28 protein-coding genes and 1 pseudogene are annotated in these 25,422 nt (G+C 72.3%); 17 read left to right on the forward strand and 12 right to left on the reverse strand.

The annotated features are described in order from the left end of the window. Window positions 1-463: 463 nt before the first annotated feature. A complete protein-coding gene (locus ABEB07_RS25780) occupies window positions 464-1,345 on the reverse strand; it encodes a helix-turn-helix domain-containing protein (RefSeq protein ID WP_345670489.1) in 882 nt (293 codons plus the stop codon). Window positions 1,346-1,522: 177 nt separating this feature from the next. On the opposite strand from ABEB07_RS25780, the gene ABEB07_RS25785 reads away from it, so the two are divergent. The 5 genes from ABEB07_RS25785 to ABEB07_RS25805 all read left to right on the forward strand — a co-directional run bounded on the left by ABEB07_RS25785 (window position 1,523) and on the right by ABEB07_RS25805 (window position 4,759). Continuing rightward, window positions 1,523-2,461 (forward strand): alpha/beta hydrolase, encoded by a 939-nt coding sequence (locus ABEB07_RS25785; protein ID WP_345670491.1) that lies wholly within the window; start codon window positions 1,523-1,525, stop codon window positions 2,459-2,461. Between the two features lie 31 nt (window positions 2,462-2,492). After that, complete coding sequence (locus ABEB07_RS25790) at window positions 2,493-3,425, forward strand: alpha/beta hydrolase (RefSeq protein WP_459115381.1); 933 nt, start codon at window positions 2,493-2,495, stop codon at window positions 3,423-3,425. A 71-nt stretch (window positions 3,426-3,496) separates the two neighbouring features. Next, a complete protein-coding gene (locus tag ABEB07_RS25795; protein ID WP_345670515.1) occupies window positions 3,497-3,697 on the forward strand; it encodes a DUF2255 family protein in 201 nt (66 codons plus the stop codon). A 204-nt stretch (window positions 3,698-3,901) separates the two neighbouring features. Continuing rightward, window positions 3,902-4,120: a low temperature requirement protein A gene (locus tag ABEB07_RS25800; RefSeq protein WP_425589074.1), complete on the forward strand. Its 219-nt coding sequence runs from the start codon at window positions 3,902-3,904 to the stop codon at window positions 4,118-4,120. A 234-nt stretch (window positions 4,121-4,354) separates the two neighbouring features. Then, window positions 4,355-4,759 (forward strand): hypothetical protein, encoded by a 405-nt coding sequence (locus ABEB07_RS25805; RefSeq protein WP_345670493.1) that lies wholly within the window; start codon window positions 4,355-4,357, stop codon window positions 4,757-4,759. On the opposite strand, the gene ABEB07_RS25810 is transcribed toward ABEB07_RS25805, so the two are convergent. From ABEB07_RS25810 to ABEB07_RS25820, 3 genes are all read right to left on the reverse strand, one after another. Continuing rightward, window positions 4,760-5,359 carry a hypothetical protein gene (locus ABEB07_RS25810; protein ID WP_345670494.1) on the reverse strand — a complete coding sequence of 200 codons (600 nt, stop codon included), beginning with the start codon at window positions 5,357-5,359 and terminating at the stop codon, window positions 4,760-4,762. 178 nt (window positions 5,360-5,537) lie between these two features. After that, window positions 5,538-5,732, reverse strand: a complete 195-nt coding sequence (locus ABEB07_RS25815) for a hypothetical protein (protein WP_345670495.1) — start codon at window positions 5,730-5,732, stop codon at window positions 5,538-5,540. 238 nt (window positions 5,733-5,970) lie between these two features. Next, window positions 5,971-6,255: a hypothetical protein gene (locus ABEB07_RS25820; protein ID WP_345670496.1), complete on the reverse strand. Its 285-nt coding sequence runs from the start codon at window positions 6,253-6,255 to the stop codon at window positions 5,971-5,973. Window positions 6,256-6,541: 286 nt separating this feature from the next. Between ABEB07_RS25820 and ABEB07_RS25825 the strand changes: the two genes are divergently transcribed. Beyond that, window positions 6,542-7,123 (forward strand): DUF5919 domain-containing protein, encoded by a 582-nt coding sequence (locus tag ABEB07_RS25825; RefSeq protein WP_345670516.1) that lies wholly within the window; start codon window positions 6,542-6,544, stop codon window positions 7,121-7,123. A gap of 261 nt (window positions 7,124-7,384) precedes the next feature. On the opposite strand, the pseudogene ABEB07_RS25830 reads toward ABEB07_RS25825, so the two are convergent. Next, a pseudogene (locus tag ABEB07_RS25830) lies at window positions 7,385-7,650 on the reverse strand (transposase); the annotation flags it as partial. A gap of 87 nt (window positions 7,651-7,737) precedes the next feature. Between ABEB07_RS25830 and alr the strand changes: the two are divergent. From alr to ABEB07_RS25850, 4 genes are all read left to right on the forward strand, one after another. Continuing rightward, window positions 7,738-8,982, forward strand: coding sequence for an alanine racemase (alr, locus tag ABEB07_RS25835; RefSeq protein WP_345670497.1), 1,245 nt, complete (start codon window positions 7,738-7,740; stop codon window positions 8,980-8,982). Window positions 8,983-9,074: 92 nt separating this feature from the next. After that, window positions 9,075-10,328, forward strand: coding sequence for an alpha/beta fold hydrolase (locus ABEB07_RS25840; RefSeq protein ID WP_345670498.1), 1,254 nt, complete (start codon window positions 9,075-9,077; stop codon window positions 10,326-10,328). After that, a complete protein-coding gene (gene tsaE / locus ABEB07_RS25845) occupies window positions 10,294-10,815 on the forward strand; it encodes a tRNA (adenosine(37)-N6)-threonylcarbamoyltransferase complex ATPase subunit type 1 TsaE (RefSeq protein ID WP_176150163.1) in 522 nt (173 codons plus the stop codon). The genes ABEB07_RS25840 and tsaE overlap by 35 nt, the downstream gene beginning before the upstream one ends. Before the next feature lie 107 nt (window positions 10,816-10,922). Next, window positions 10,923-11,177 (forward strand): hypothetical protein, encoded by a 255-nt coding sequence (locus tag ABEB07_RS25850; protein WP_345670500.1) that lies wholly within the window; start codon window positions 10,923-10,925, stop codon window positions 11,175-11,177. A 75-nt stretch (window positions 11,178-11,252) separates the two neighbouring features. Here the strand turns inward: ABEB07_RS25850 and ABEB07_RS25855 are convergent, their stop codons facing one another. Further along, window positions 11,253-11,825: a hypothetical protein gene (locus ABEB07_RS25855; RefSeq protein ID WP_345670501.1), complete on the reverse strand. Its 573-nt coding sequence runs from the start codon at window positions 11,823-11,825 to the stop codon at window positions 11,253-11,255. A 116-nt stretch (window positions 11,826-11,941) separates the two neighbouring features. On the opposite strand from ABEB07_RS25855, the gene tsaB reads away from it, so the two are divergent. From tsaB to ABEB07_RS25875, 4 genes are read left to right on the forward strand one after another with little or no spacing between them, the layout of a single operon-like run. After that, complete coding sequence (tsaB, locus tag ABEB07_RS25860) at window positions 11,942-12,595, forward strand: tRNA (adenosine(37)-N6)-threonylcarbamoyltransferase complex dimerization subunit type 1 TsaB (RefSeq protein WP_345670502.1); 654 nt, start codon at window positions 11,942-11,944, stop codon at window positions 12,593-12,595. A 44-nt stretch (window positions 12,596-12,639) separates the two neighbouring features. After that, the gene (gene rimI / locus ABEB07_RS25865; protein WP_164584147.1) at window positions 12,640-13,113 is read left to right on the forward strand and encodes a ribosomal protein S18-alanine N-acetyltransferase; all 474 of its coding nucleotides are present in this window, start codon (window positions 12,640-12,642) and stop codon (window positions 13,111-13,113) included. Beyond that, a complete protein-coding gene (gene tsaD, locus ABEB07_RS25870; protein WP_345670503.1) occupies window positions 13,106-14,230 on the forward strand; it encodes a tRNA (adenosine(37)-N6)-threonylcarbamoyltransferase complex transferase subunit TsaD in 1,125 nt (374 codons plus the stop codon). The genes rimI and tsaD overlap by 8 nt, the downstream gene beginning before the upstream one ends. Further along, window positions 14,227-14,493, forward strand: coding sequence for a hypothetical protein (locus ABEB07_RS25875; protein ID WP_345670504.1), 267 nt, complete (start codon window positions 14,227-14,229; stop codon window positions 14,491-14,493). Before tsaD ends, ABEB07_RS25875 begins: the two co-directional genes overlap by 4 nt. Before the next feature lie 289 nt (window positions 14,494-14,782). Here the strand turns inward: ABEB07_RS25875 and ABEB07_RS25880 are convergent, their stop codons facing one another. The 4 genes from ABEB07_RS25880 to ABEB07_RS25895 are packed head-to-tail and all read right to left on the reverse strand — an operon-like array spanning window position 14,783 to window position 20,340. Next, a complete protein-coding gene (locus tag ABEB07_RS25880; protein ID WP_345670517.1) occupies window positions 14,783-17,095 on the reverse strand; it encodes a beta-xylosidase/alpha-l-arabinosidase in 2,313 nt (770 codons plus the stop codon). Between the two features lie 53 nt (window positions 17,096-17,148). After that, a complete protein-coding gene (locus ABEB07_RS25885) occupies window positions 17,149-18,021 on the reverse strand; it encodes a carbohydrate ABC transporter permease (protein ID WP_345670518.1) in 873 nt (290 codons plus the stop codon). A gap of 37 nt (window positions 18,022-18,058) precedes the next feature. After that, a complete protein-coding gene (locus tag ABEB07_RS25890; RefSeq protein ID WP_425589075.1) occupies window positions 18,059-19,033 on the reverse strand; it encodes a carbohydrate ABC transporter permease in 975 nt (324 codons plus the stop codon). Further along, window positions 19,030-20,340, reverse strand: coding sequence for an ABC transporter substrate-binding protein (locus ABEB07_RS25895; protein ID WP_345670505.1), 1,311 nt, complete (start codon window positions 20,338-20,340; stop codon window positions 19,030-19,032). The genes ABEB07_RS25890 and ABEB07_RS25895 overlap by 4 nt, the downstream gene beginning before the upstream one ends. 164 nt (window positions 20,341-20,504) lie before the next feature. On the opposite strand from ABEB07_RS25895, the gene ABEB07_RS25900 reads away from it, so the two are divergent. Further along, a complete protein-coding gene (locus tag ABEB07_RS25900) occupies window positions 20,505-21,533 on the forward strand; it encodes a LacI family DNA-binding transcriptional regulator (protein ID WP_345670506.1) in 1,029 nt (342 codons plus the stop codon). A 58-nt stretch (window positions 21,534-21,591) separates the two neighbouring features. Here the strand turns inward: ABEB07_RS25900 and ABEB07_RS25905 are convergent, their stop codons facing one another. Beyond that, a complete protein-coding gene (locus ABEB07_RS25905) occupies window positions 21,592-22,023 on the reverse strand; it encodes a large conductance mechanosensitive channel protein MscL (protein ID WP_345670507.1) in 432 nt (143 codons plus the stop codon). A 157-nt stretch (window positions 22,024-22,180) separates the two neighbouring features. Beyond that, the gene (locus ABEB07_RS25910) at window positions 22,181-23,377 is read right to left on the reverse strand and encodes a class I SAM-dependent methyltransferase (RefSeq protein WP_345670509.1); all 1,197 of its coding nucleotides are present in this window, start codon (window positions 23,375-23,377) and stop codon (window positions 22,181-22,183) included. A 209-nt stretch (window positions 23,378-23,586) separates the two neighbouring features. Here ABEB07_RS25910 and ABEB07_RS25915 point away from each other — a divergent pair, with 209 nt between their 5' ends. Both ABEB07_RS25915 and ABEB07_RS25920 read left to right on the forward strand, forming a co-directional pair. After that, window positions 23,587-24,513, forward strand: coding sequence for a polysaccharide deacetylase family protein (locus ABEB07_RS25915; RefSeq protein WP_345670510.1), 927 nt, complete (start codon window positions 23,587-23,589; stop codon window positions 24,511-24,513). Beyond that, window positions 24,510-25,334 (forward strand): polysaccharide deacetylase family protein, encoded by an 825-nt coding sequence (locus ABEB07_RS25920; RefSeq protein WP_345670511.1) that lies wholly within the window; start codon window positions 24,510-24,512, stop codon window positions 25,332-25,334. The genes ABEB07_RS25915 and ABEB07_RS25920 overlap by 4 nt, the downstream gene beginning before the upstream one ends. The last annotated feature ends 88 nt before the right edge of the window (window positions 25,335-25,422 follow it).

A 25,422-nucleotide genomic window follows, 5' to 3' on the forward strand; every position in this document is an offset into this window, starting at 1 on the left:
ACGGGCAGGCCCAGTCTGTCGGGAAACGGCGGCCCGTCGATGACATCCACGAAGCCTTCCTCGGCCTCGCTCGCAGCATGATCTGCCGGCGACGGCTGAATTGGTCGCCAGGGTGTCCGCGGTGCGTGATCTTATCGGCTTGTCGGTCTGTGGCAGCGGGAGGCCCGCTGCCCGAGCGGTGCCGCCGGTATCTGAGGCAGTCGCTTGTTCCTGACCGAACAGCACTGGCCGGTGTCGCCTGACGGGACGTCCCGGCGGAGACGGTGGGCTGTTTCGGCGTGACGGCCTGGAGCCGGCTGCGGGGTTGGACCGGGGCCGGCGTCTGGCCACGCCTGGACGCCGTCCTGCTGACTGAGCTGTTCCGCGCCGAGGAACGGTTCACGGTCTCGGGCATGCTGGAGACCGTGCCGCGTGAGACCGGCGGCATCGAGACGACCCGCGTCGGCGGGCAGCTCAGCCTGCTTCACGGGTGCGCCGCCGCGGTCGTCGCTGTCCAGGTGGCCAGCAGTTGCAGGCGCTCGGCGGTGGGCGAGGCGGGCTCGGCGATGTACGCGGACAGGGTGATGGAGGGAGAGGAGTCGAGGGTCAGTTCCTCGAAGCCCAGGATGAGCTCTCCGACCTGGTGGTGGTGGAGGGTCTTCCTGCCCGCGCGGTGGACGCCGACATCGTGAGCGGCCCAGCGGGATCTGAAGTCGTCGCTTCGCGTGGACAGCTCGCCGACGAGCTGTATCAGCTGCTTGTCGTGCGGTGTCGCGCCGGCCTGGGCACGGAGGATGCGCACGCACGCGGCTGCCGCGTCGTCGAGATCGTCGTAGAACTTGGCCGCGGCGGGGTCGAGGAAGACGACGGAGGCCAGGTTCGGCGGGGAGGCTGATGAGCGCCGAGTGGGGCTGGTGAAGGCCATGTCGAACAGGGCCCGGCCCAGAGCGTTCGACGCGAGGACGTCGAGCCTCTTGCTCAGGGCGATGACGGGGGTGGCGCTCATCGCGTCGATGAGCAGCTGTACCTGCTGGGGCACGACCGCCGCGGCCTTCGGCTGTCTCCTCGCCCGCGAGGGGCGGCGCGCGGTGCGCGCGAGGTCGTAGAGGTAGGCGCTCTCGTCCTCGGTCAGCTGCAGGGCACGGGCAAGGGCGTCGAGGACTTCGTCGGAGACCCCTGTCAGGTCGCCTTTCTCGATCCGGGTGTAGTAGTCGACCGAGACGCCGGAGAGCATCGCGACCTCCTCCCGGCGCAGGCCGGGGACGCGGCGCGCTCCGCCGCCCTTCGGGATGCCGGCCAAGTCGGGGGTGATCTTCGCGCGGCGGGTGGCCAGGAAGTCCCGTACGCGCTCGTCCTTCGGTGCCATGACCTCACGCTATGGGCGATCGGGGCCAGGGGCCAGGTTCTGCCGGACCCCCCTCTGAGGGGGGTTCTGTCGCAGCCTTCCACCCTCGATCGGGGGCAACCACAGTGAATGTCGTAAGAGCCGACGGGCGCCGGCCCGCGGCCGGGGCGACGATGAGCGGGATATCCAGGAGGAATCATGACTGAACGGACCGAGCGTGTGAGCTTCCGTTCTCCGGGGATGGCCTGGGATCTGGCGGGAATCCTGCACCTCCCTGCTGATTTCGACGAGAACGGCTCCTATCCGGCGATCGTGAGCGTTCACCCGATCGGCAGCTGCAAGGAACAGACCGCCGGCAACGTGTACGCGAAGGCGCTGGCGGAAGCCGGCTACGTGGTGCTGGTCTTCGACGCCAGCCACCAGGGTGAGAGCGGCGGGCAACCGCGCCTGATCGAGGATCCCGCACAGCGTGTGGAGGACGTCCGCGTCGCGGTCGACCACCTCGTGACCTTGCCGTACGTCGATGCGGACCGCATCGGCGGGATCGGGGTCTGCGGGGGTGGCGGCTACGTCATCAACGCGACCATGACCGATCGCCGGATCAAGGCCGTCACCAGCGTCACCGGCGTGAACTTCGGGCGCCTCAGTCGCGAGTCATTCGGCGGCTACGACCCGATCGGCGCTCTGGAGCAGATGGCGGCGCAGCGCACCGCCGAGGCCCGCGGCGCGGATCCGCGGGTCGACGATCTCCTGCCCGCCTCGGTCGAGGCCGGACGGGAGGCGGGACTGACAGACATCGACGTGCTGGAGGCCACGGACTACTACAAGACCGACCGGGGACAGAGCGCGGGCGGGGCCACGAGCGTGATGCTGTCGCGTCGCGCGGCGGCGATCGGCTGGGACGCGTTCTTCGGCGCCGAGCAGCTGCTCACCCAGCCGCTGCTGGTCGTGATCGGCGACAAGCCCGGCGGGTTCGGCGCCTACCGCGACGGCCAGGAGATCTACGGCCGCGCCGCCTCGAAGGACAAGCGGCTCCTCGTCGTGCAGGACACCTCGCACTACGACCTCTACGACCGGCCGGACCCGACGCGCCAGGCCGTCGAAGCCGCGACGGAATTCTTCGGCACCCACCTGTGAGCCCGACCCACCCAGAAACACCCATTCGGACATCAACCCGAGGAAAGTCATGAGCGAGAACATCAGCATCAAGACCCTCAACGGCTACGGCACCACCCTCGCCGCGGTGATCAACCTCCCGGAAGGCTTCGACGCGTCGAAGACCTACCCGGCGATCGTCGTCTCCCACCCGGGCGGCGGCGTGAAGGAGCAGGCAGCGGGCCTGTACGCGGGCAAGCTCGCCGAGCACGGCTTCGTGACCGTCGCCTACGACGCCTCGTTCCAGGGCGCGAGCACCGGTGAGCCGCGACAGCTGGAGAACCCGCACATCCGCACCGAGGACGTCAGTGCCGTGGTCGACCACCTGACCACGCTCGACTACGTGGACAGCGGCCGCATCGGCGCGATGGGCATCTGCGCCGGGGCCGGCTACACCGCGAACGCCGCGATCAACGACCCCCGCATCAAGGCCGTGGGCACCGTGAGCCTCGTCAACATCGGCCAGATGTTCCGCAACGGCTGGACGAACGACGTCGCCGACGCCGACGCCGCCCCCCTGCTCGCGATGGGCGCCGAAGCCCGCACCACCGATGTCCAGGGCAAGGACAACCCCTTCCCGCTCGCGCCGATGCGCGAGGAAGACGCGCCGAACGAGGAGCTGCGCCAGGCGTGGGAGTACTACCACACGCCGCGTTGCGAGCACCCCAACGCGCCGGGCTTCATGACCGCGCGCAGCCTGAGCCAGATCATCACCTACGACGCCTTCCACAAGGCCGAGGCGTTCCTCACGCAGCCGCTGCTGGTCGTCGCGGGCAGCGAGGCCGGATCGAAGTGGATGAGCGATGACCTGTTCGCGCGCGCCGCGAGCAAGGACAAGTCCTTCCACGTCGTCGAGGGATCGAACCACATGGAGCTCTACGACGGCGAGAAGGAGGTCGCCGAGGCCGTCAGCAAGCTCGGCCCCTTCTTCGCCGACAAGCTCTGACCCGGGCAGTCGTCGCTGCCCCGCACCGATCACGCGGGGCAGCATGACCGCAGACGCGATACGGGCCGGCCCTGAAGACCGGCCGGGGCCGGATCTCGGCCGGCGGGGTCGACAAGCCGGTGCGCTTCGTGCCCGTCGACTCCGACGACGAGGAGACCAACCAGGCCGTCGACGCCTCCTACCTGGAGAAGTACAACGACAGCGAGTACTCGGTGACGATGTCGACCGAGCCCGTACGCCGCAACACCCTAGAGGTGGTCCCCGGGGAGTGAAGCCCCGGATGCGTGCAGCGGTCCGTGGCGGGTGACGCCACGGACCGCACGGCCTGTTCTGCCCGCCATCACCAGTCCGGTCTGCCGGTGCGAACGGTCAAGTCATCCCCGTCGTCGCCGCCCTCTACGGCAAACGTCCGGGACCGGGCACCCCAATCGCTGGTCGCGTACCTCTCGTGACCAGGACACGGAGGCGTCCCCGTCATGACCATCGAATCCCGATTCCGGCTCGTCCCGATGCGGCCGCGCGACCCCGCCGAGGAAGGCCGCACCGCCTCCACCCTCGAACTGTTCTTCGACCTCGTCTTCGTCGTCGCCGTCAGCATCGCCGCAGTGTCGCTCCACCACGCCCTTACGGACGGGCACGTCCTCGAAGGGCTCCTCAACTACGGGATCGTGTTCTTCGGGATCTGGTGGGCGTGAACCAACGCAACTCCAGGAAGGCCCCGCCCGCGCGCCACGGGGGGAAGCGTCACAGGCGGGGCCGGGCGGGGGCTCACACGGTGCGCACCGGGCTTCGCCCCCTCATCCTCTGCGGGAGTCGCCCAGCGCCCCCGTAGAGGGTCCTGCAAGCCCCTTCCTGCCGCTCGAACTGCCAAGGGTGGGGGCGGCCGGAAAGGGCGTCTATGGGCCCCCTGCCGGGGCTAGGCTCACTTCATGGCTGAGCCTTTCATCAACGATGACGTTCACCACCTTGCTTGCGGCGTCTGCCCTTCCCGCCGACTTCCCGTCGGAGAATTCGACGTGTGGCAACGACCGGCGAAGGAATGTCCGTTCAATAAGGCAGACGGATTCCGGTACACTCCAGACGGCACCCCGGTATGCGTCCACCCGGAAAGGGTCGGGCTACCGGTCGGCGCGTACAAGAGCGAGAACGCCCCGCTGACCGTTGAGTTGCATTTGCCGCCCGGCCCTTCCGACGTGGCCCCGTACCTTCATGACGTTCTGTACGGGGCCGCTCCCGTCCTGCTCGATGACCTGATCTCCCAGGCCCATGAACTGATCCGGCGCGACTTCCCCACGCTGGACCCGCTCACGGTTCTTCGGCAGGCACTCAGCTAGCTACGCGGCGACGGTGGCGAGATCTTCCGCCGTGAAACGGAAGGAATGCGCCTGTCCCTGCTTGCGGAATCCCATAGCCGCGTACTTCTCGTCCAGCCACTTGAGCCGCGCGGCCACGGTGTCCGCGTCCAGCCACAGACGCCGGTCCGGCTCGCCCCACGCAGCGCGGTACGCCTTGTGCGTGTAGTCGTCCGGTCGCCAGTCGGTGTGCTCCTGGTCGGTCTGGTGGATGATCACCACGCCGACGCGGGCCATGATGCGGGCGAGTAGCTGCGGCTGCGCGATCATCGCGTGCGTCATCTCGTCCACGGGAACGGCGATGGGAATTTCCGCCGCGCTCTCGTCGCCGGTCATCTCGTACACAGCGGATTTGAGGCACAGGGCCTTAAGCCCCTCCGCGAACAGGCCGTGTTTGTCCTTCTCCTGGTCGTACTCCGCGACGATGACGGAGCCGGTGAAGCACTGCCAGTCGCTGTCGTACTTGAGGCTGGCCGCCTTGAACGCGGGATACTCCTTGTCGGCCTGAATGGCCGAATGGATCTCCTGTGCCCGCTCCGCCACCATCTCAGCGACGGGAAGCGTGCTGGTCCTGGTACTCACGTCTGTACCCTCCTTGTAGGTTGCGTGCTTTTTCCAACCCGCCCGGTTGCCGCTGTCCGTCCTTTGCAACCGGGCGGGAAGTCTCAGAGGTGGCCAGTAGCGGCAAGCGTGGGAATCGCCGTTACCAGCAGGGCGACAGTGAAGACAAACACGGACCGCCCAAAGCGGCGTACGTACGTCACGAGAGAACGAGCTGTTTGGGGTCTGCCGTCCACTCGACCCCGCCCGCATCCGGCCGGACGAACGCGAGCGGATAGGTACGCCGGTCGAAAGGGGATGACGCCGGGTCCAGCCACTTGCGGTCAACGTCCTGGAGCACGCCGACTCGTGAGCCACCAGTCACCCGCTTGCCGACATCCTTACGGGTGGCCATCACGCCCCCCTGCGCCGCGTGTGTCGGTCGCACAGCTCGCATTCGAACGGGCAGTGAGGGAGTTGGGAGGCAGGGGGAAACGCGATCAGCCCGGACGCCGGGTCGCGCTGTCCGCCGTACGCCTCCCACCACGGGGCCTCGTCGCCGTCTGCGCGGCTGTCAGTCCCCTCTATGAGGCTGACTAGCTCCGGGTCGCGTAAGAGGCTCACGCGACCGTTCGTGGGCTTTCGACGGCCCGTCACGGCTGCACCTCGCTCGCGCAGTCCTCATCGAAATGGCGATAGGTGACAGCGGGCGGGCCGGACTGCCGCGCTGCCGACGAGCGCCGGGCCACTTCCATGGGCTTGAACGCGCGCCCGCAGGTGGCGCACTCGGTGTCATCCGGGGGGTACGTGGCGTACTCGTCCTGCGCGCCTGACAACTCCGTTGCCCCATGGATCACTTCAACACGCTGCATCCCCAACGAGCCAGCTTTCGCTGGCAGTTCGACCGGCGCGCTTGGGCGTCGCTTCGGCTCCTTCATGCGCCGATCGTGGCCCACCCATAGGGACGTTTCTCCGACCGAACCGAGGACACTTGGGACGTCAGCGGCTAGGGTCGAAGACGGCCCAAAAGGACAGCGCTAGTGGGTTGACTTGAACGCTGCTCTTAGATCCGCCATGGATGACGCCAACCTAACGCCGCGCCAGCTTGCATACCGGGCAGGGGTATCCCTTAAGCAAGTGGAGCGATGGTTGAGCGACGCCGAACTCACACCACACGCAAGGAACCGAGCGGACGCCTGTCGAGCGCTGGGAGTAGACGAGGGCATGCTTTGGCCAAAAGTTTTGCAGGAACGCGTCAAGACTGGAAATGACAGAGAGCTACTGCACAGCTACCCCTACCGTTCTGCGTGCCCGTCGACGGTGTGGTCTGAACTGGTTGAGTCTGCCGGCGAAGACCTGTTTCTCGCTGGGTACACAAACTACTTTCTTTGGACCCAGGTTCCAGCGTTCGCGGAAACAATCCGGCGCAAGGCTGAATCGGGTTGTCGGGTGCGGTTCCTGCTCGGCGACCCTAACGGTGAAGTGACCAGGCAGCGCGAGGAGATCGAAGACGTAGCACTATCCGTCTCAACGCGCATCAACATCACGCTAGAACACCTTCACCGCCTCGGCCCGCTGAACGGAGTGGAAGCGCGGTTCTCGGCCCCGTTGGACGCCATCAACCATGTGAGCCTGTCGGTCTTCCGATTCGACAGCGAGGCGCTTGTAACGCCACACCTCGCGCGTCTGGTCGGCCACGATTCCCCGCTTCTGCACTTGCGTCGGCAGAGTGACGGCGGCATGTTCGACCGATTCGCCGAGCACGCGGAGGAACTGTGGAGCCGCGCGGAGCCCGTGGTCGCCTGAGAAACTAAGGAGCGGTGAATCCCTTGGGACCACTGGCCAGACGGCCACCTACCAGGGTCAGCTGGCTCGAATACCCGCCTTTCTTTCGAAGGTGCCCCGGAAATGCAGAAAGTCCCCGACAGCGGAGAGTCATCGGGGGTAGCACCTCCCAACGTTGGGAGATGGTCATGCGGAACCACCTGGCCAACGGAAAAACCTAGGCCGCTTTGTGCCGTCGTCATTCAGGACACCGCTCGCTGTCAGAGCAAACTCATCGCCCGCGCCCCGATCGGCATACAGACGCCGGGGGCTGCTGCGGGGACGGCCTCGCAGACCTCTAATCGCTGGGATGGCGTCCAGCAGTGGCAGGAACTGGATGACGTCATGGCGGTTGCCACCGGTGTGCGTGACGACGAGCGGGGTGCCATGGCGGTCGACGATCAGATGGTGCTTGGAGCCGGGACGGGCACGGTCGACGGGAGAGGGGCCGACGCGATCCCCCCTTCAAGGGCCCGGACGTGAAAACCGTCCACGGCACAGTCATCCAGGAAGCGCTGAGTTGTGGTGCCGCACCACCCCCCACACGCCCGCCGCGCCATAACGCCCCCCGCGCCCTCTGAGACACTGGGGGCGCGATGAACGAGACAGCACACCCGCGGACGGCCCCGCTGCGCGCCCGCGCCGAGATCGATCTGGCCGCTCTGCGGGCCAACGTGCGGGCCCTGCGCGAACGGACGCCGGGCGCGGCCCTGATGGCCGTCGTCAAGTCCGACGCGTACGGACACGGCGCCGTCCGGTGCGCCCGCGCGGCCGTCGCCGCCGGCGCCACCTGGCTCGGCACCGCCACGCCCGAGGAGGCGCTGGCGCTGCGCGCCGCCGGGCTCGCGCCCGAGCAGGTGCGCGTCCTGTGCTGGCTGTGGACGCCGGGCGGGCCGTGGCGCGAGGCGATCGAGGCCGACGTGGACGTGTCCGTGAGCGGACTGTGGGCGCTGGCGGAGGTGCGCGAGGCCGCGCGCGCCGCCGGGCGGCCCGCGCGGGTGCAGCTGAAGGCCGACACCGGCCTCGGCCGCAACGGCTGCCAGCCCGCCGACTGGCCGGAACTCGTCGCCGAGGCGCTGCGCGCCCAGGCCGACGGGCTGATCCGGATCACCGGCCTGTGGTCGCACTTCGCCTGCGCCGACGAACCGGGCCACCCCTCCATCGCCGCGCAGCTCGACCGGTTCCGCGAGATGCTCGCGCACGCCGAGGAGCACGGCGTGCGGCCCGAGGTGCGGCACATCGCCAACTCGCCCGCCGCGCTCACCGTGCCCGACAGCCACTTCGACCTGGTGCGCACCGGCATCGCCCTCTACGGCATCTCGCCCGCCCCCGAGCTGGGCGTCCCGGCCGACTTCGGGCTGCGGCCCGTGATGACGCTGTCCGCCTCGCTCGCCCTGGTCAAGCACGTGCCCGGCGGCCACGGCGTCAGCTACGGCCACCACTACGTCACCCCGGGCGAGACCACCCTCGGCCTGGTCCCGGTCGGCTACGCCGACGGCGTGCCGCGCCATGCCTCCGGCACCGGGCCCGTCCTGGTCGGCGGCAAGTGGCGCACCGTCGCGGGCCGGATCGCGATGGACCAGTTCGTGGTGGACCTCGGCGGCGACGAACCCGAGGCGGGCTCGCGCGCCGTGCTGTTCGGGCCGGGCGACGAGGGCGAGCCCACCGCCGAGGACTGGGCGCAGGCGGCGGGCACCATCGCGTACGAGATCGTCACCCGCATCGGCGCCCGCGTCCCCCGCGTCTTCGTGGACGAGGAGGACCCGGCCGACGCGGAACGCCCGGAACAGGGGGAGACCGGGGGAGACGGGGAAGAAGGCCGGGAGCGCCGTACGGCGTAGCGCGGTGGTCCGTGCGGCGCGGCCGGGTCCCGGACGCCGCCGCGGCCTTGAACACCAGGACGTCACAGCGACGGCACGACGAGGAGCGGTACGTGAGCGAGAGCAGTGCGGCGGCGGCCGTGGCCTCCGCCGCAGGGGCGGGCGGCTGGCGCCGGGCGACCGGTATCGCGGGGGCGGCGATCGGCGTGGTGGCCGCGGGCGCGGCGGCCACCGTGGCCGTCGAGCGGATGACCGTGGGCCGGGGCATGCGCAAGAAGGCCCGGCTCGCCCTGGACGCGGCGGGCCCGTACGGCACCCTGCGCGGCGCCCCGGGCACCGCGTACGCCGACGACGGCACCGAGCTGTACTACGAGGTGGACGAGGCCGCCGACGCCGACGCCACGGACGACGCGACCGGCGCAGCGGCCCTCGGTCCGCGCCGCCGCAGGCTCTTCGGCCGCAGGGCCCCGGCCCCGGTCACCGTGGTCTTCAGCCACGGCTACTGCCTCGGCCAGGACTCCTGGCACTTCCAGCGCGCGGCGCTGCGCGGCGTGGTGCGGACCGTGTACTGGGACCAGCGCAGCCACGGCCGGTCCGGGCGGGGCGTGGCGCAGCTCAAGGACGACGAGCCGCTGACCATCGACCAGCTCGGCCGCGATCTGAAGGCGGTGCTGGACGCGGCCGCGCCCGAGGGGCCGATCGTGCTGGTCGGGCACTCCATGGGCGGCATGACCGTGATGGCCCTGGCCGCCCAGTACCCGGAGCTGATCCGGGAGCGGGTGGTGGCCACCGCCTTCGTCGGCACCTCCTCCGGCCGGCTCGGCGAGGTCAACTTCGGGCTGCCGGTGGCCGGCGTCAACGCGGTGCGCCGGGTGCTGCCCGGCGTGCTGAAGGCGCTCGGGCAGCGCGCCGAACTGGTGGAGCGGGGCCGGCGGGCCACCGCCGACCTGTTCGCCGGGGTCATCAAGCGCTACTCGTTCGCCGGCCGGGACATAGACCCGGCCGTCGCCCGGTTCGCCGAACGGATGATCGAGTCCACGCCGATCGACGTGGTCGCCGAGTTCTACCCGGCCTTCACCGACCACGACAAGACCGCGGCGCTCGCCCTCTTCGCGGGTCAGCCGGTGCTGGTCCTGGCCGGGGTGCAGGACCTGGTCACGCCGAGCGAGCACAGCGAGGCCATCGCCGGCCTGCTGCCCGAGGCGGAACTCGTCCTGGTCCCGGACGCCGGCCACCTGGTGATGCTGGAGCACCCGGAGGTGGTCACGGACCGTCTCGCCGACCTGCTCACCCGGGTGGGCGCGGTCCCGGCAGGCACTACCGTGGGCACTTATGGAAGCACCAGCGGCACCGCACAACCCGGCTGACCCCCACTCCGTCGAGCTCACCGTCAACGCGCCCGAGCAGATGCGCGAACTGGGCCACCGGCTCGCCAAGCTGCTGCGCGCCGGCGACCTGGTGATGCTCAGCGGGGAGCTGGGCGCGGGCAAGACCACGCTGACCCGCGGGCTCGGCGAGGGGCTCGGGGTGCGCGGCGCGGTCACCTCGCCGACCTTCGTGATCGCCCGGGTGCACCCCTCGCTCGGTGACGGCCCGCCGCTCGTCCACGTCGACGCCTACCGGCTCGGCGGCGGCCTCGACGAGATGGAGGACCTGGACCTCGACGTCTCGCTGCCGGACTCGGTGGTCGTCGTGGAGTGGGGCGAGGGCAAGGTCGAGGAGCTGACCGACGAACGGCTCCAGGTCCGCATCCACCGGGCGGTCGGCGACACCGCCGACGAGGTGCGGCACCTGACGGTGACCGGGATCGGCGGCCGGTGGGCGGCGGTGGACCTGACCGTGCTGGGCGCCTGAGGGCCCGGCGGGTCCTTGCGCGGGGCCTGTCGGGCGTGGTCACATGGTATCCAGCTCGTGGTTAGGGTTACCTAACCACGCCCGCCCCCGTCCTCCAGGAGGCGTCCATGTCGGCTGCCGAACCGCCGCCGGAGAACCCGTCCCGGCCGTACCCGGCCTCCGGTGTGCGCATGAGCGACCTGCTGGCCTCCTGCGCCGCCGCCGCGGCCGTCTCCCGGCCGCCCCGGGCCCCGGAACCCGCGGACGCCGGCCCGGACCCCCGCTCCCGTACGCCGCGCCCGGGCGCCCACCGCGACGCCCGCACCGCCCGTGGGGACGCCCGCACCGCCCGTACGGCGCAGACGCACCGCGAAGCGGCGTAGCCCGTTCGGATGGCGTGGCCCTGTCGCCCTCTCGCGGTGGCCCCGTCGCCCTCTCGGATGCCGACGGCCGTCCGGTCATCGGATGACGACGACCTTCTGGCCGATCGTCGCGAACATCCACATCGCCTCGCCGTCCGCCCGCGACTCCCGCACGCCGCCCGTCTTCACCCCGGGGTCCGCGCCGTCGGTGTCCTCGTCGGGCGTGGACTGGTCGACCGCCGCGCTGAACCCGACGACCACGCCCTGCACGTCGGCGAAGCGCACCACGTGCTCCACGGGGACGCCGTCGGTCCCGGTGACCGCCTTCGACCGTGAGGTGACCGCGTAGGTCCCCGGCGCCGGGTCCACGCTGCCCGGGGTGACCTTGAAGGTGTTCTCCACCGTGCCGCCCGCGCTCACCAGCCACACCCGGTCGTCGTCCACCGAGTACACCACCCGCTCACCGGCGCCGGAGTGCGCGGGCAGCGCCGTGGGGTGCCGGCGGTCGCGGGGCGCCTTGGCGGCGCTCGCCGCCGGCGTCGCGCTCGGACCGGGCCGGCCGACCAGTTCCTCCGGGACGGACGACTGCGCCTGGTAGGCGAGGAAGCCGACCGTGGCGAGCGCCGCCGCGGTGAGCCCGGCCACCCAACCCGCGCTGCTCCTTGCCACGGTTCGTCCGCCTTCGGATAGGTCTGCCAGTCGGTGTGCGGCTTGCGACCGTAGCAGCCGGAATGCGCGGGGCCCGGACGGCCGTGCGGGGCTCGCGGGAGCCGTAGGCTGTTTGCGTGCTCTTGCTCGCTCTGGATACCGCCACCCCCGCCGTCACCGTCGCCCTGCACGACGGTACGGCCGTCATCGCCTCAGCCAGTCAGGTGGACGCGCGCCGGCACGGAGAGCTGCTGCTGCCGGCCGTCGACCGGGTCCTCACCGAGGCCGGCCTGACGCTGGACGCCGTTACGGGCATCGTGGCCGGCACCGGCCCCGGCCCCTACACCGGGCTGCGCGTCGGGCTGATGACCGCCGACACCTTCGGCCTCGCGCTCGGCGTCCCCGTGCACGGCGTGTGCACGCTCGACGGCCTCGCCTACGCCGCCGACGTGCCCGGCCCCTTCGTCGTGGCGACCGACGCCCGCCGCAAGGAGGTCTACTGGGCGCGCTACGCCGACTCCCGCACCCGCCTCACCGACCCGGCCGTCGACCGGCCCGCCGACATCGCCGGCCAGGTCCGGGGCCTGCCCGCGGTCGGCGCGGGCGCGCTGCTGTACCCGGAGACCTTCCCGCAGGCGCACGAGCCCGAGCACGTGTCGGCCGCCGCGCTGGCCTCGCTCGCCGCCGAGAAGCTGGCCGCGGGCGAGGAACTGCCCGCGCCCCGGCCGCTGTACCTGCGCCGGCCGGACGCGCAGGTGCCCAAGAACTACAAGGTGGTCACCCCCAAGTGACCGGCGAGACGACCACCGCGGCCCCGGCGCCCGCGCTGCGCGAGATGCGCTGGTGGGACATCGACCCGGTGCTGGAGCTGGAGAAGGGCCTCTTCCCCGAGGACGCCTGGTCGCGGGGGATGTTCTGGTCCGAGCTGGCGCACTCCCGCGGCCCCGAGGCCACCCGGCGCTACGTCGTGGCCGAGCAGGACGGCCGGATCGTCGGCTACGCCGGTCTCGTCGCCACCGGCGACCAGGGCGACGTCCAGACCATCGCCGTCGCCCGCGACCAGTGGGGCACCGGCCTCGGCTCCCTGCTGCTGACCGAGCTGCTGCGGGCCGCGACCGCCTTCGAGTGCGCCGAGGTGATGCTGGAGTGCCGGGTGGACAACGTCCGCGCCCAGCGCCTCTACGAGCGCTTCGGCTTCGCCCCCATCGGCTTCCGGCGCGGCTACTACCAGCCGGGGAACGTGGACGCCCTGGTGATGCGCCTGACCGACCCCTCCACCTCCGTACAAGGAACCGAGATCCATGGCTGACCTCCGCGACGAGCCGCTCGTCCTCGGCATCGAGACCTCCTGCGACGAGACCGGCGTCGGCGTCGTGCGCGGCACCACCCTGCTGGCCGACGCGGTCGCCTCCAGCGTCGACGAGCACGCCCGCTTCGGCGGCGTCGTCCCCGAGGTCGCCTCGCGCGCCCACCTGGAGGCCATGGCGCCGACCATCGAGCGCGCGCTCAAGGAGGCCGGGGTCAGCGCCAGGGACCTGGACGGCATCGCGGTCACCGCGGGGCCCGGCCTGGCCGGCGCCCTGCTGGTCGGCGTCTCGGCGGCCAAGGCGTTCGCCTACGCGCTCGGCAAGCCGCTGTACGGCGTCAACCACCTCGCCTCGCACATCTGCGTGGACCAGCTGGAGCACGGCCCGCTGCCCGAGCCGACCATGGCGCTGCTGGTCTCCGGCGGCCACTCCTCGCTGCTGCTGTCCACCGACATCACCTCCGACGTGCGGCCCCTGGGCGCCACGATCGACGACGCGGCCGGCGAGGCGTTCGACAAGATCGCCCGCGTGCTGAACCTGGGCTTCCCCGGCGGCCCGGTCATCGACCGCTACGCCCGCGAGGGCGACCCGGCGGCGATCGCCTTCCCGCGCGGTCTGACCGGCCCGCGCGACGCCGCCTACGACTTCTCCTTCTCCGGCCTGAAGACGTCCGTGGCCCGCTGGATCGAGGCGAAGCGGGCGGCCGGCGAGGAGGTGCCGGTGCGCGACGTGGCGGCCTCCTTCCAGGAGGCGGTGGTGGACGTGCTCACCCGCAAAGCGGTGCGGGCCTGCAAGGACGCGGGCGTGGACCACCTGATGATCGGCGGCGGCGTGGCCGCCAACTCCCGGCTGCGGGCGCTGGCCCAGGAGCGCTGCGAGGCGGCCGGCATCCGGCTGCGCGTCCCGCGCCCCAAGCTGTGCACGGACAACGGCGCGATGGTGGCCGCCCTGGGCGCGGAGATGGTCAGGCGCAACCGCGCGGCCTCCGACTGGGACCTGTCGGCGGACTCGTCGCTGCCGGTCACCGACCCGCACGTGCCGGGCACCGCGCAGACCCACGCCCACGCGCACGGCCACGACCATGTGCACGCGGTCGGCGAGGAGAACCTGTACTCGTGAGCGTGGCGTTGATGTGGGAGGCCCGCGCGGTCGCCGGCCGGGGCGAGGAGTTGCTGGCCTGGGTGCGGCGACAGCGGCTCGCCGAACGGCCCTCGCGACGCGAGGTGCTGCGCGCGCCGCAGGACCGGGTCCTCGTCATCACCTGGTGGGACGCGCCCTACGACGCCGAGCTGCCGGAACTTCCGGAGCCGGCCGCCGACTTGGTGACCCGGGCGGTGCATCGCTGGCGGTTCGAGGCGGTGCCGGAGGACCCCGTGCGCTGAGTGGCGCGGGGCCTTCCGCATGGTCTATGATCATCACACAGCAAGCGGGCAACACAGCAACGAAGCCCGAATGCCAGTGCGTTGGTGGTCCAAGGAAAGACGCCCCGCTTCCTGCGGGGAAATGCAGGTGCAAGGCCTGCCCGGCGCTCGATCAGACCCCGCCTCCGGTTCTTCCGGAGGCGGGTTCTTTCGTCGTACGGAGCCCCCCCGCACCACCGCCTCGCGAGCCCGCGTACTTGCGTCCGGGTCCCGGCGGACGGCCGGCCGGGACCCGGAATCACGGGGCGGCTCAGCCGGCCGCCGACACCTCGGTCGTACAGCGCAGCCGCCGGTCGTGCCCGACCTCCCGCAGCGGGCCGGTCAGGGTCAGCCGGGCGGTGTGGCGGACGTCCGCCGCGCTGGCGGCCAGGCGCAGTTCCAGCGCGCCCGGCTCGACCACCCGGCGGCCCGGGCGGTCGGTGAACGAGGACAGGTCGGCGTGGAAGCCGAACGTCACCCGCGCCGACTCGCCGGCCGCCAGCTCCACCCGCTGGTAGCCGATCAGGCGCATGTCGGGGCGGGTCACCGAGGCCACCGGGTCGTGCAGATAGAGCTGGACGACCTCCGCGCCCGCCCGCTCGCCGGTGTTGCGGACGGTGAGCGAGAGGGCGTAGGAGCCGTCCGTGCCGATCGCGGTGACCTCGTCGCCCGCGAAGGACTCCCAGACGAACCGCGTGTAGGAGCGGCCGTGCCCGAACGGGTACAGCGGCGTCGGGTCCAGGCTGCTGACCTCGCCGGCCAGGCCCAGCGGCGGCTGGAGATAGGTCCAGGGCTGGCCGCCGGGGCCGCGCGGCACGCTCACCGGGAGCCGGCCGGAGGGGTTCACCCGGCCCGAGAGCACCCCGGCCACCGCCGGGCCGCCCTCCTCGCCCGGGAAGAACGCCTGCACCGCCGCGCCCAGGCGGCCCTCCCAGCGGCCGAGCGCGTAGGGGCGGCCGGTGAGCAGCACCAGGACCACCGGGACGCCGGTCGCCGCCAGCGCCTCCAGCAGGTCGCCCTGCACGCCGGGCAGGGTCAGGTCCGCCACGTCGCAGCCCTCGCCCGAGGTGCCCCGGCCGAACAGGCCCGAGCGGTCGCCGAGCACCGCCACCACCACATCGGCCTCGGCGGCGCGCGCCACCGCCTCGGCGAACCCGGAGACGTCCGTCCCGCTCACCCGGCAGCCCTCGGCGAACGTCACCTTGGCGTCCGGGAGTTCGGCGCGCAGCGCGTCCAGGACGGTGGGGATCTCGATGCCCAGGGGCGCTTCGGGGTGCTGGGCGCCGACGTGGGCGGGGAAGGAGTAGCAGCCGAGCAGGGCGAGCGGGTCGGCGGCGCGGGGGCCGACGACCGCGATCCGGAGGTCGGGGGCCAGCGGCAGGACGCCGTCCGGGTCGGTCAGCAGCACCACCGACTCCTCGGCCAGCCGGCGGGCCACGGCCCGGTTCTCCGGCGGGTCGAGGTCGAAGCCGTGGGCGGGCGGTTCGGGCGCCCAGTCGGCGTCCAGCAGGCCGAGTTCGCACTTCTGGAGCAGCACCCGGCGGGCCGCGCGGTCCACCAGGGACTCCGGGACCGTCCCGGCGCGCACGGCGGCCACCAGGTCGTCGCCGTAGCACTTGACGGTCGGCAGCTCCACGTCGACTCCGGCGGCGAGGGCCAGCCGGCCCGCCCCGGCGGGGTCGTCCGCGACCCGGTGCAGGCTGTGGAGGAAGTCGACGCCGAAGTAGTCGGCGACCACCGTGCCGGTGAACCCCCACCGCTCGCGCAGGAGTGCGGTGAGCAGCTGCGGGTCGGCGGCGGCCGGGACGCCGTCGACCTCGTTGTAGGCGGCCATCACCGAGCGCGCGCCGCCCTCGCGCAGCGCCATCTCGAACGGCGCCAGCGTGACGTCGGCGAACTCGCGCGCGCCCGCCCGCACCGGGGCCAGGTTGCGGGCGCCGGCGGAGGAGGCGTACCCGGCGAAGTGCTTGAGGGTGGCGACGATCCCGGCCGACTGAAGGCCCCGTACGTAGGCGGCGGCGACGGTGCCGACCAGGTAGGGGTCCTCGCCGATGGTCTCCTCGACGCGGCCCCAGCGCGGATCGCGGACCACGTCCAGGACGGGCGCCAGGCCCTGGTGCACGCCCACCGCGCGCAGGTCGCGGCCGATGCGGGCGGCCATCGCCTCCACCAGCGCCGGGTCGAAGGACGCGCCCCAGGCCAGCGGCACCGGGTAGGCGGTCGCGCCCCAGGCGGTGAACCCGGCCAGGCACTCCTCGTGGGCGACGGCCGGGATGCCGAACCGGCCGGCCGCGGCGATCCGGCGCTGGGCGCGGGCCAGGGCCTGCGCGCCGAGCGCGGGATCGACGGGTGCGGTGCCGAAGGAGCGGGTGAGCTGGCCGAGGCCGCGGGTGATCAGCTCGTCCCAGTCGTGGTCGGTGTTCATGTGCTGCTGGTGCGGGGCGACGCCGTCGCCGTCCGTCGACGCGCCCACCCACACCCCGTACAGCTGGGCGGTCTTCTCCTCCAGGGTCATCCGGGACAGCAGGTCGGCGACGCGGGCGACGGCGGGCCGGTCGGGGTCCTGCCAGGGGGCGGGGGGCATGGAACCGGCGGGGGTCATGGAACTCCTGTCGCGGGGGTCGGTGCGGGACGGGTTCACTTGCCGCCCACCCCCATCAGGCCGCCGACGAGGGCGCGCCGTGCCACCAGGTAGACGGCGAAGACCGGGATGCCGGAGAGGACGACCGAGGCGAGCAGGGCCGGGATGTCCACCCCGAACTGGCTGACGTAGGTGAACAGGCCGAGGGTCAGCACGCGCGGTCCGTCGGACTGGGTGAAGATCAGCGGGAAGAGGAAGCCGTTCCACGCCTGGAGGGCGGCGTAGACGACGACCGTGCCGATGCCGCCCTTGGCCATCGGGACGGCCAGCTGGAACAGCATGCGGGCGGGCGAGGCGCCGTCCAGCGCCATCGCCTCGTACAGCTCCTCGGAGACGTCGCGCAGGGTGCCGGTGAGGATCAGCACCGACACCGGCATCGCGAAGGCGGCGGTGGGCAGGACGACGGCGAGCAGGCTGTCGTAGAGGTGCAGCTTGGCGATCATCAGGTACAGCGGGATCACCACCGCCTGGGCGGGGATCGCCACGCCCAGCAGGAACAGCCGGAAGGCCGCGCCCGACCAGAAGCCGCGGGTGCGGACGGCGACGTAGGACAGCGGGACGCACAGGACGAGGACGATGCCCACGACCGCCGCCGCCACGATCACCGTGTTGAGCAGGAAGTGGCCGAAGCCGTTGTGCAGGACGGTGGCGTAGTTGTCCAGCGTGGGGTGGGCGGGCGGCTTGAGGGCGTTGCCGCCGAGCGCCTCGTCCTGGCGGGTGAGCGAGGTGGTGATCATCGCGTAGAGGGGGACGAGGACCACGGCCAGCCACAGCACCGAGCCGAGGCCGGCCAGGGGGTCGGGGCGCCGGGTCCAGTGCCGGCGGCGGCGCGCGGGGCCGGCGGCCGGAGCGGGGCCGGCGTCCTTCACCGGGCGCGGCCGGAGCGGCGTGACGTGTGACACCGGGTCACATCCCTTCCCTGGTGCTGCGCATCGCGCCGAAGCCGGTCAGCCGGACCAGCAGGAGCGAGAGCGCGGTGGCGGCCACGACGAGGAACGAGGCGACGGCGCTCGCGTAGCCGAAGTCGTAGTTCTTGAAGCCCGCCTCGTACATCAGGTACGGCAGGATCGCGGTGTCGGTGCCGGGGCCGCCCTGGGTGAGGATCAGGACGGTCTCGAAGTACGTCAGCGAGCCGACGATCATCAGCACGCTGGACGTGGTCGCCGTGTTGCGCAGCTGGGGCAGGGTGATGGAGCGGAACCGGCGCCAGCGGCCGGCCCCGTCCATCGCGGCGGCCTGGTACAGGACGTCGGGGATCTGCCGGGCGCCGCCCTGGTAGATCAGGGTGTGGAACGGGATGAACTGCCAGCCGCCGACGAAGACGATCGCCAGGAAGGCGCCGGAGGTGGTGCCGAGCGTGTCGCCGCGCACGATGCCGAAGTTCGGGTCGAGCAGGGCGTAGAAGAGCAGCGAGATCGCCGTCGAGGAGAGCAGGAACGGCACGAAGAAGACCGCCGAGAGGATCGCCCGGTTGCGCTGGCGGCCGGCCGCCCAGACGCCGAGCAGCAGCGCGACGACACTCTGGAAGGCCCAGCTGACGGCGGTCAGCAGCACGGTCACCGTCAGGGACTGGGTCAGGCGCGGGTCGTCCAGGAGCTTGCGCCAGTTGGCGAGTCCGGCCGGGCGGGGGTCGCCGAGGCCGTTCCACTCGGTGAAGGAGAGGCAGAAGGCCAGCACCATCGGGGCGACGGCGAAGAAGGCGAAGAACAGCACGGCGGGCAGCGCCCAGGCGGTGTGCGGCCGCCCGGCCCGCGCCCCTGCCCGGCCGCCGCCCTCGGTCCGTACGCCGGCCCGGTCGCGGCCCGTCGCCCGGCCGCCGTCCTGGGGCTGTACGCCGGTTCGGTCGCCGTCCGTCGTCCGGCCGGTGACCGTCGGGCTCACTTCAGCCCCTTGAGGGCCGAGACGAACCGCTCCGGCGACGACTTGCCCACGAACAGCTTGTTGATCTCGGTCAGCATCGGCGTCTGGACGCTCGGGTCGACCGCCTGGTCCCAGCTCAGCGTGAACGCCGGGGCCTGCTGGACCATCCGGTACTGGAACCGGGCGAAGGCCGGGTTGGGGGAGGCGTCCAGCAGGGTGGCCGCGCCGGCGGTGGCCGGGACGTCGCCGTTGGCGATCAGGTCCTTGGTGTACGCCGGGGAGGCGCAGTCGCGCAGGAAGGCGACCGCCGCGTCCTTGTGGGACGTACGGGCGTTCACCGACCAGTAGTTGGTGGGATTGCCCACCACGTTGCGGATGTCGCCCGCGCCGCCGTCGTAGGCCGGGAAGGCGCACCAGCCCAGGTCCTTCCGGGCGAAGTCCGGGAACTTGCCGAGCTGCGTGGAGTACTCCCACGAGCCCATCAGGTGCATCGCCGCCCTGCCCTTGGCGAACAGCGCGGGCGCGCCGCCGTTGGTGTACGCCACCGAGCTGTAGCCCTTGCCGAAGGCGCCGTCGTCAATGAGCCGGCGGACCGTCTCGGCCGCCTTCAGCACGGCCGGGTCGCCCCAGCCCGCGGAGTCGCCGTTCTTGATCCGGTCGAAGACCTCGGGGCCGCCGATGCGGTCGACCAGGTACTCCAGCCACATCAGTTCGGGCCAGATGTCGGAGCCGCCGAGCGCGAACGGGGTGATGCCGGCCTTCTTCAGCCTGGCGTTGTTGTCGAGCAGCTGGTCCCAGGTGGCGGGCGGCCTGAGGCCCTGCTCGGCGAAGAGGGTCTTGTTGTAGAAGAGGACCACCGGCTGCATGCCGCGCATCGGGATGCCGTAGTTCCGGCCGCCGAGCGCGCCCGCGGCGAGCACCGAGGGCAGGAAGCCGCCCTTGAGGACCGGGTCGGAGGCGATGGTGTCGGTGAGGTCGACCAGCTGGTGCGCGTCCCGGTACGCCTTGATCGAGCCGCCGCCCCAGTTGAAGAACACGTCGGGCGCGTTGGGCGATCCCATCGCGGTGCGCAGCTTGGCCGGGTACTCCGAGCCGGGGATCTTCTGGAGCCTGACCTCGGCCCCGGTCTTCTTCGCCGCGGCCGAGGCGTTGAACCGGTCGACCGACGTGACCTGGATCTTCACCGCGTCGTCGCCGTACACCATCGCCGTGAGGGCGCCGCCGCCCGGGCCGCCGGAACCGCTGCCCGATCCGCAGGCGGCGAGCCCGGCGGCCGAGACGAGGGCGGCGCCGGCGCCGAGGAACCGGCGCCTGCTGTAGGACTCCATGTGACGGCACCTCTCAGGTGGGTGGGCCCGGGCGGACTCGTCGCCCGGGAAGCGAAATGAGCCGTGGGGGGATCGAATGTTTCGGATGCCATATCGAATGTTCCGGGAACGTAGGACGGGCGCGGGGGTTCGTCAAGGGGTCGCGCAGAGATACGATCGCGCCCATGAAACCGACGAAGCCCGCGGCGACGCGGACCGCCACCCTGGCTGAGATCGCCCGCGAGGCGGGGGTGTCGGCTCCGACTGTTTCGAAGGTGCTCAACGGGCGCGCCGACGTCGCTCCGGGAACCCGCAGCCGGGTCGAGGAGCTGCTGCGCGCCCACGGCTACCGGCGCCGCCGCGCCGAGGCGACCCGATCGCCGCTGATCGACGTCGTCTTCCACGAGCTGGAGAGCGCTTGGGCGATGGAGGTCATCCGGGGCGTGGAGAACGTGGCGCGGGACGCGGGCCTGAGCGTGGTGCTCTCCGAGAGCGCCGGCCGGCTCGTCCCCGGCCGCAGCTGGGCCGACCAGGTCGCCGCCCGCCGCCCGCACGGCGTGGTCCTGGTGCTGTCCGGTCTCGACGAGTCCCAGCGGGCGCTGCTGACCAGCCGGTCCATCCCGTTCGTGGTGATGGACCCGGCCGGCGACCCGGGCGCCGACGTGCCCTCGATCGGCGCGACCAACTGGCAGGGCGGCCTGGCCGCCACCCGGCACCTGGTCGAACGGGGCCACACCCGCATCGGCGCGATCAGCGGGCCGTCGCGGATGATGTGCAGCCGCGCCCGCGTCGACGGCTACCGGGCGGCCCTGGAGACGGCCGGGCTGCCAGTGGACCCGTCGCTGATCGTGGCCGGCGACTTCCACCACGAGGCCGGCTACCGGCTGGGCCTGAAGCTGCTGCGCCGCGCGGACCGCCCCACCGCCGTCTTCGCCGGCAACGACCTCCAGGCGCTCGGCCTCTATGAGGCGGCGCGCGAACTGGGGCTGCGCGTACCGGAGGACCTGAGCGTGGTCGGCTTCGACGACCTGCCGGTGGCCCGCTGGGTGGGGCCGCCGCTGACGACCGTGCGCCAGCCGCTGACCGAGATGGCCGAGGCGGCGACCCGGCTGGTGCTGGACCTGGGCCGCGAGGACGAGTCACCGGCGGCCACCCGGGTGGAGCTGGCGACGAGCCTGGTGGTGCGCAGCAGCACGGCGGCCCCGCCGGACTGAACGGACGGACGCGTCCGCCGCTCGCAGCGCCTTCGAAACTTTCGAGGGCGGGGCCGGGTCAGACCGCGGCGGCGGGCTGGACGGTGCCGCAGTAGCGGCACTTGGCGGCGGCCTCGGGCAGGTCCTTGGAGAGGCAGGCCGGGCAGGTCTTGAGGGGACCGTCGTCCTCGAAGACCGTCACGCCCCGGCGCGCCTGGACGTGCTTGTACGGCACGACGATCAGGAAGTACACGACCGCCATGAACACGATGAAGTAGATCAGCGCCGAGATGAACGCGCCGAGGTTCAGATAGGTCGCGGTGTTGCCCGGCTTGCCCAGCTGCCAGCCGAGACCGGGCGAGGAGCCGCCCTGCGCGCGGGCGATGATCGGGTTGATCACGGAGTCGGTGAACGCCTTGATCAGCGTGCTGAACGCCAGGGCCACGATCAGGCCGACGGCCACGACGATGACATCGCCGCGCATCAGGAAGTTCTTGAAGCCCCGCAGCATGACTCTCCTCGCCTCCGCTCGACACGCCCAGTCTGGAAGCGGCGGACGCGAGGCGCACGCGGGGCGCGTCCGAGTGGGGGCGGGGCGTGGGGGCGGGGCGTGGGGCGCGTACGGGTAGGGGCCTGGGGTGCGTACGGGTGGGGCGGGCCGCCGCGGGTCACCCGGCCGGGTGGCCCAGGAGCATGGTCGGGGCGCCGGCGACCCGGGTGAGGAAGACGGTCACGGCGGCGCGGCCGTGCGGCTTGGGCAGCACCTTGCGGCGCAGTTCCTCCGGCTCGACCGCCGAACCCCGCTTCTTCACCGTCAGCACCCCCACCTCCCGCTCGCGCAGCAGCGCCTTGAGCCTCTTCACGTGGAACGGGAGCCGGTCGGTGATCTCGTAGGCGGTGGCGTACGCGGTGGGCCGCAGCTCGTCGGCGGTGACGTAGGCGATCGTCTCGTCGATCAGGCCGCCGTCGAGTTCCTCGGCGACCTCGGCGACCAGGTGGGCGCGGATGACGGCGCCGTCGGGCTCGTACAGGTAGCGCCCCACGGGCCGCACCGGCGGGTCGGGCAGGCCGCGGCCGCGCAGGCTGTGCGGGCCGGGCAGCAGTGTCGCCCGGATCAGGCCCGGCTCGGCGCCGAACCACAGCACCGCCTCCTTCACGTCCCCGCCGTCGGAGATCCACTCGGCCTCGGCCCCGGGCGGCACGGCCTCGTGCGGGATGCCGGGGGCGACCTTCAGCGCGGCGCGCGGCGCGCGCAGGGCGGCGGCGACGGCCCAGGACAGCGGCGGCGAGTACGCCTCCGGGTCGAAGATCCGGCCGCGGCCGCCCCGGCGCGCCGGATCGACGAAGACCGCGTCGTACGGCGCGGTGTCCACCTCCGTCACGTCCGCCTCGCGCACCTCGATCAGGCCGGCGAGCCCGAGCGCCTCGGCGTTCGCCCGCGCCACGGCGGCCGTGAGCGGGTCGCGGTCCACGGCGAGGACCCTGATCCCGGCGCGGGCCAGCGCGATCGCGTCGCCGCCGATGCCGCAGCACAGGTCGGCGAGCGAGGTCACGCCCGACTCCGTCAGCCGCGCCGCCCGGTGGGCGGCGACGCTCGCCCGGGTGGACTGCTCGACGCCGTGGGGCGTGAAGAACATCCGCCGCGCGTCCGCCGCCCCGAACTTCGCCGCGGCCCGCTGCCGCAGCCGGGCCTGGCCGAGCGCCGCCGACACCAGGTCGGCGGGGTGCTCGCGGCGCAGCCGGGTGGCGACGGCGAGTTCGTCGGCGGGGTCGGTGTCGCGCACCTCGTCCAGGAGGGCACGGCCCCGGTCGGTGCGGAGCGCGGCGAAGGCGTGGAGCGGGGCGTCGGCCTGTGGGTCGTTCACCGGGTCATTGTCCGGCAGCGGGGGAGCGGCGCGGACGGCGGGCGGCGCCGGACCCGGCCGGGAGGGGGCGGGCGCGAGGGCCTGTCAGGGGCGGCGGCCGACCCCGGACCGGCCGGACCGCCCGCCCGTTGGGCCGGCCGGGGGAAGGCGCGGCGCGCCTCGCGGTGTCAGCCCGGGTTCACGGCAGCGGCCTGGGAGGATCCGGCGCCATGAGACTAGTAGTACAAACTGATAAAAAGACCACGTATCGACGGGTCGGTGCCCGCGCCGCGCTCGCCGCCCTCGCCGTCGCCGCCCTCGCCGCGGGCTGCTCGCGCCCGGCCGAGCCGGTCCGGCCCGCCCAGGGCCAGCAGCGCCTCCAGGCGCCCCCCGCCCGCGCCCTCGACTCCTACGCCACCCGGCTGCGCGCCTCCGCCGCGGCCAGGGCAGCCGCCGCCAAGCGCTGGGGCCTGCGCCAGGTGCCGCTCACGCCGCCGGCGCCGCCCGCCGTGAAGCCGAGGATCACCGCCCGCGCGGGCTTCGAGGTGGCCCACCAGGAGGACTGGGACCTGCCCCCGGTCTTCACCACCGTCCCCACCAAGGACAAGATCGTCTTCCTCACCATCGACGACGGCGCCGACAAGGACCCCGAGTTCCTGCGCATGATGAGCGAACTGAGGATCCCGTACACGGCGTTCCTCAGCGACTACCTGATCAAGGACGACTACGGCTACTTCCGCAAGATGCGCGACAGCGGGGTCACCCTCAACAACCACACCCTGCACCACCCGTACCTGCCGGGCCTGTCCTCCGAGGACCAGCACCACGAGATCTGCGACATGCAGGACATCATGGCCAGGCAGTTCGGCCGGCGCCCCACCGTCATGCGCTTCCCCTACGGCAACTACAACCAGGACTCCCTGGTCGCCGCCAAGTCCTGCGGCATCAAGTACGCGCCGATCTGGAACGAGGAGGTCTACGTCGACCACTGGGAGTTCCGCGAGGACGACCAGCGGATGCGCCGCGGTGACATCGTCCTCACCCACTTCCGGGGCCGTGCCGAGTGGAACGGCACCATGGCCGACGACATGCGCCGGTTCCTCGACTACGTGACCGCCCAGGGCTTCGCGGTGGCCCGGCTGGAGGACTACCTGTGAGACCGCGGCGCATCCTCGCGGTCCTGCTGCCGGCCGTGCTGGCGCTGCTCGCGGCCGGCTGCGCGCAGTCCGTCGACCCGATCGAGCGACTGGGCCGCAAGGCGGCGCAGCGGGTGCGTCCGGCGAGCCCGGCCGCCCAGCGGCCCTACCGCCGCTGGGGCCTGGACGCCCCGCTGCCCGCCCCGCCGCGCCCGCCGGCCCGCCCCCTGAACCTCGCCACCGGGCCGCCCGAACTCCCCGCGGTCGTGGACCACGTCGACACGACGGACCGGGTCGTCTTCCTCACCTACGACGACGAGGCCGAACGCGACCCCGAGTTCGTCGACATGGTCCGCGAACTGCGCCTGCCGGTCAGCATGTTCCTCACCGACAGCGTCCTGGGACCGGGCTACGGGCACTTCGCGCGCCTGCTCTCGGTCGGCGCGGACCTCCAGAACCACACCCTGGACCACCCCGCGCTGCGCGGCCTGCCCTACGCCGGGCAGCGCGCCGAGATCTGCGGCCAGCGCGACAAACTGCACGCCCGCTTCGGCGTCCGCCCCCGCCTGCTGCGCCCGCCCTACGGCGCGTACGACACCACGACCCTGCGCGCCGCCGCCCACTGCGGGGTCTCGGCCGTCGTCCTGTGGCGCGCCGCGCTCACCGGGACCGGCCTGCGCTTCGCCCACGGCCGGGCCGCGCTACGCCCCGGCGACATCCTCGTGGTCACCTCGGACGACGACGACCTGAACGGGCCCGGCCTGCGCGAGCGCACGACCCGGCTGCTGCGCGCGATCGAGCGCGAGGGTCTGACGGTGGGGCGGTTGCAGGACTACCTCTGAGGCGTCCACCAGCCGGGAGGACGGGGGAGTGGCGGGGAAGCGGTCGCGGTCGTGCGTGTCGCGCCACGCGCCGAGCGCGGCGCTCGCG

This window comes from Streptomyces similanensis (assembly GCF_039543625.1).
Classification (GTDB): Bacteria; Actinomycetota; Actinomycetes; order Streptomycetales; family Streptomycetaceae; genus Streptomyces; species Streptomyces similanensis.

Coding starts and splice junctions, on each gene's coding strand:
- ABEB07_RS25880 (WP_345670517.1), bottom strand. CDS start 17,095: ATGCCCCCCGCCCCCTGGCAGGACCCCGACCGGCCCGCCGTCGCCCGC.
- rimI (WP_164584147.1), top strand. CDS start 12,640: ATGCGCTGGTGGGACATCGACCCGGTGCTGGAGCTGGAGAAGGGCCTC.
- ABEB07_RS25915 (WP_345670510.1), top strand. CDS start 23,587: ATGAGACTAGTAGTACAAACTGATAAAAAGACCACGTATCGACGGGTC.
- tsaE (WP_176150163.1), top strand. CDS start 10,294: ATGGAAGCACCAGCGGCACCGCACAACCCGGCTGACCCCCACTCCGTC.
- ABEB07_RS25785 (WP_345670491.1), top strand. CDS start 1,523: ATGACTGAACGGACCGAGCGTGTGAGCTTCCGTTCTCCGGGGATGGCC.
- ABEB07_RS25815 (WP_345670495.1), bottom strand. CDS start 5,732: ATGGCCACCCGTAAGGATGTCGGCAAGCGGGTGACTGGTGGCTCACGA.
- ABEB07_RS25800 (WP_425589074.1), top strand. CDS start 3,902: ATGACCATCGAATCCCGATTCCGGCTCGTCCCGATGCGGCCGCGCGAC.
- ABEB07_RS25805 (WP_345670493.1), top strand. CDS start 4,355: ATGGCTGAGCCTTTCATCAACGATGACGTTCACCACCTTGCTTGCGGC.
- ABEB07_RS25850 (WP_345670500.1), top strand. CDS start 10,923: ATGTCGGCTGCCGAACCGCCGCCGGAGAACCCGTCCCGGCCGTACCCG.
- tsaD (WP_345670503.1), top strand. CDS start 13,106: ATGGCTGACCTCCGCGACGAGCCGCTCGTCCTCGGCATCGAGACCTCC.
- ABEB07_RS25905 (WP_345670507.1), bottom strand. CDS start 22,023: ATGCTGCGGGGCTTCAAGAACTTCCTGATGCGCGGCGATGTCATCGTC.
- ABEB07_RS25820 (WP_345670496.1), bottom strand. CDS start 6,255: ATGAAGGAGCCGAAGCGACGCCCAAGCGCGCCGGTCGAACTGCCAGCG.
- alr (WP_345670497.1), top strand. CDS start 7,738: ATGAACGAGACAGCACACCCGCGGACGGCCCCGCTGCGCGCCCGCGCC.
- ABEB07_RS25895 (WP_345670505.1), bottom strand. CDS start 20,340: ATGGAGTCCTACAGCAGGCGCCGGTTCCTCGGCGCCGGCGCCGCCCTC.
- ABEB07_RS25780 (WP_345670489.1), bottom strand. CDS start 1,345: ATGGCACCGAAGGACGAGCGCGTACGGGACTTCCTGGCCACCCGCCGC.
- ABEB07_RS25825 (WP_345670516.1), top strand. CDS start 6,542: ATGCTTTGGCCAAAAGTTTTGCAGGAACGCGTCAAGACTGGAAATGAC.
- ABEB07_RS25900 (WP_345670506.1), top strand. CDS start 20,505: ATGAAACCGACGAAGCCCGCGGCGACGCGGACCGCCACCCTGGCTGAG.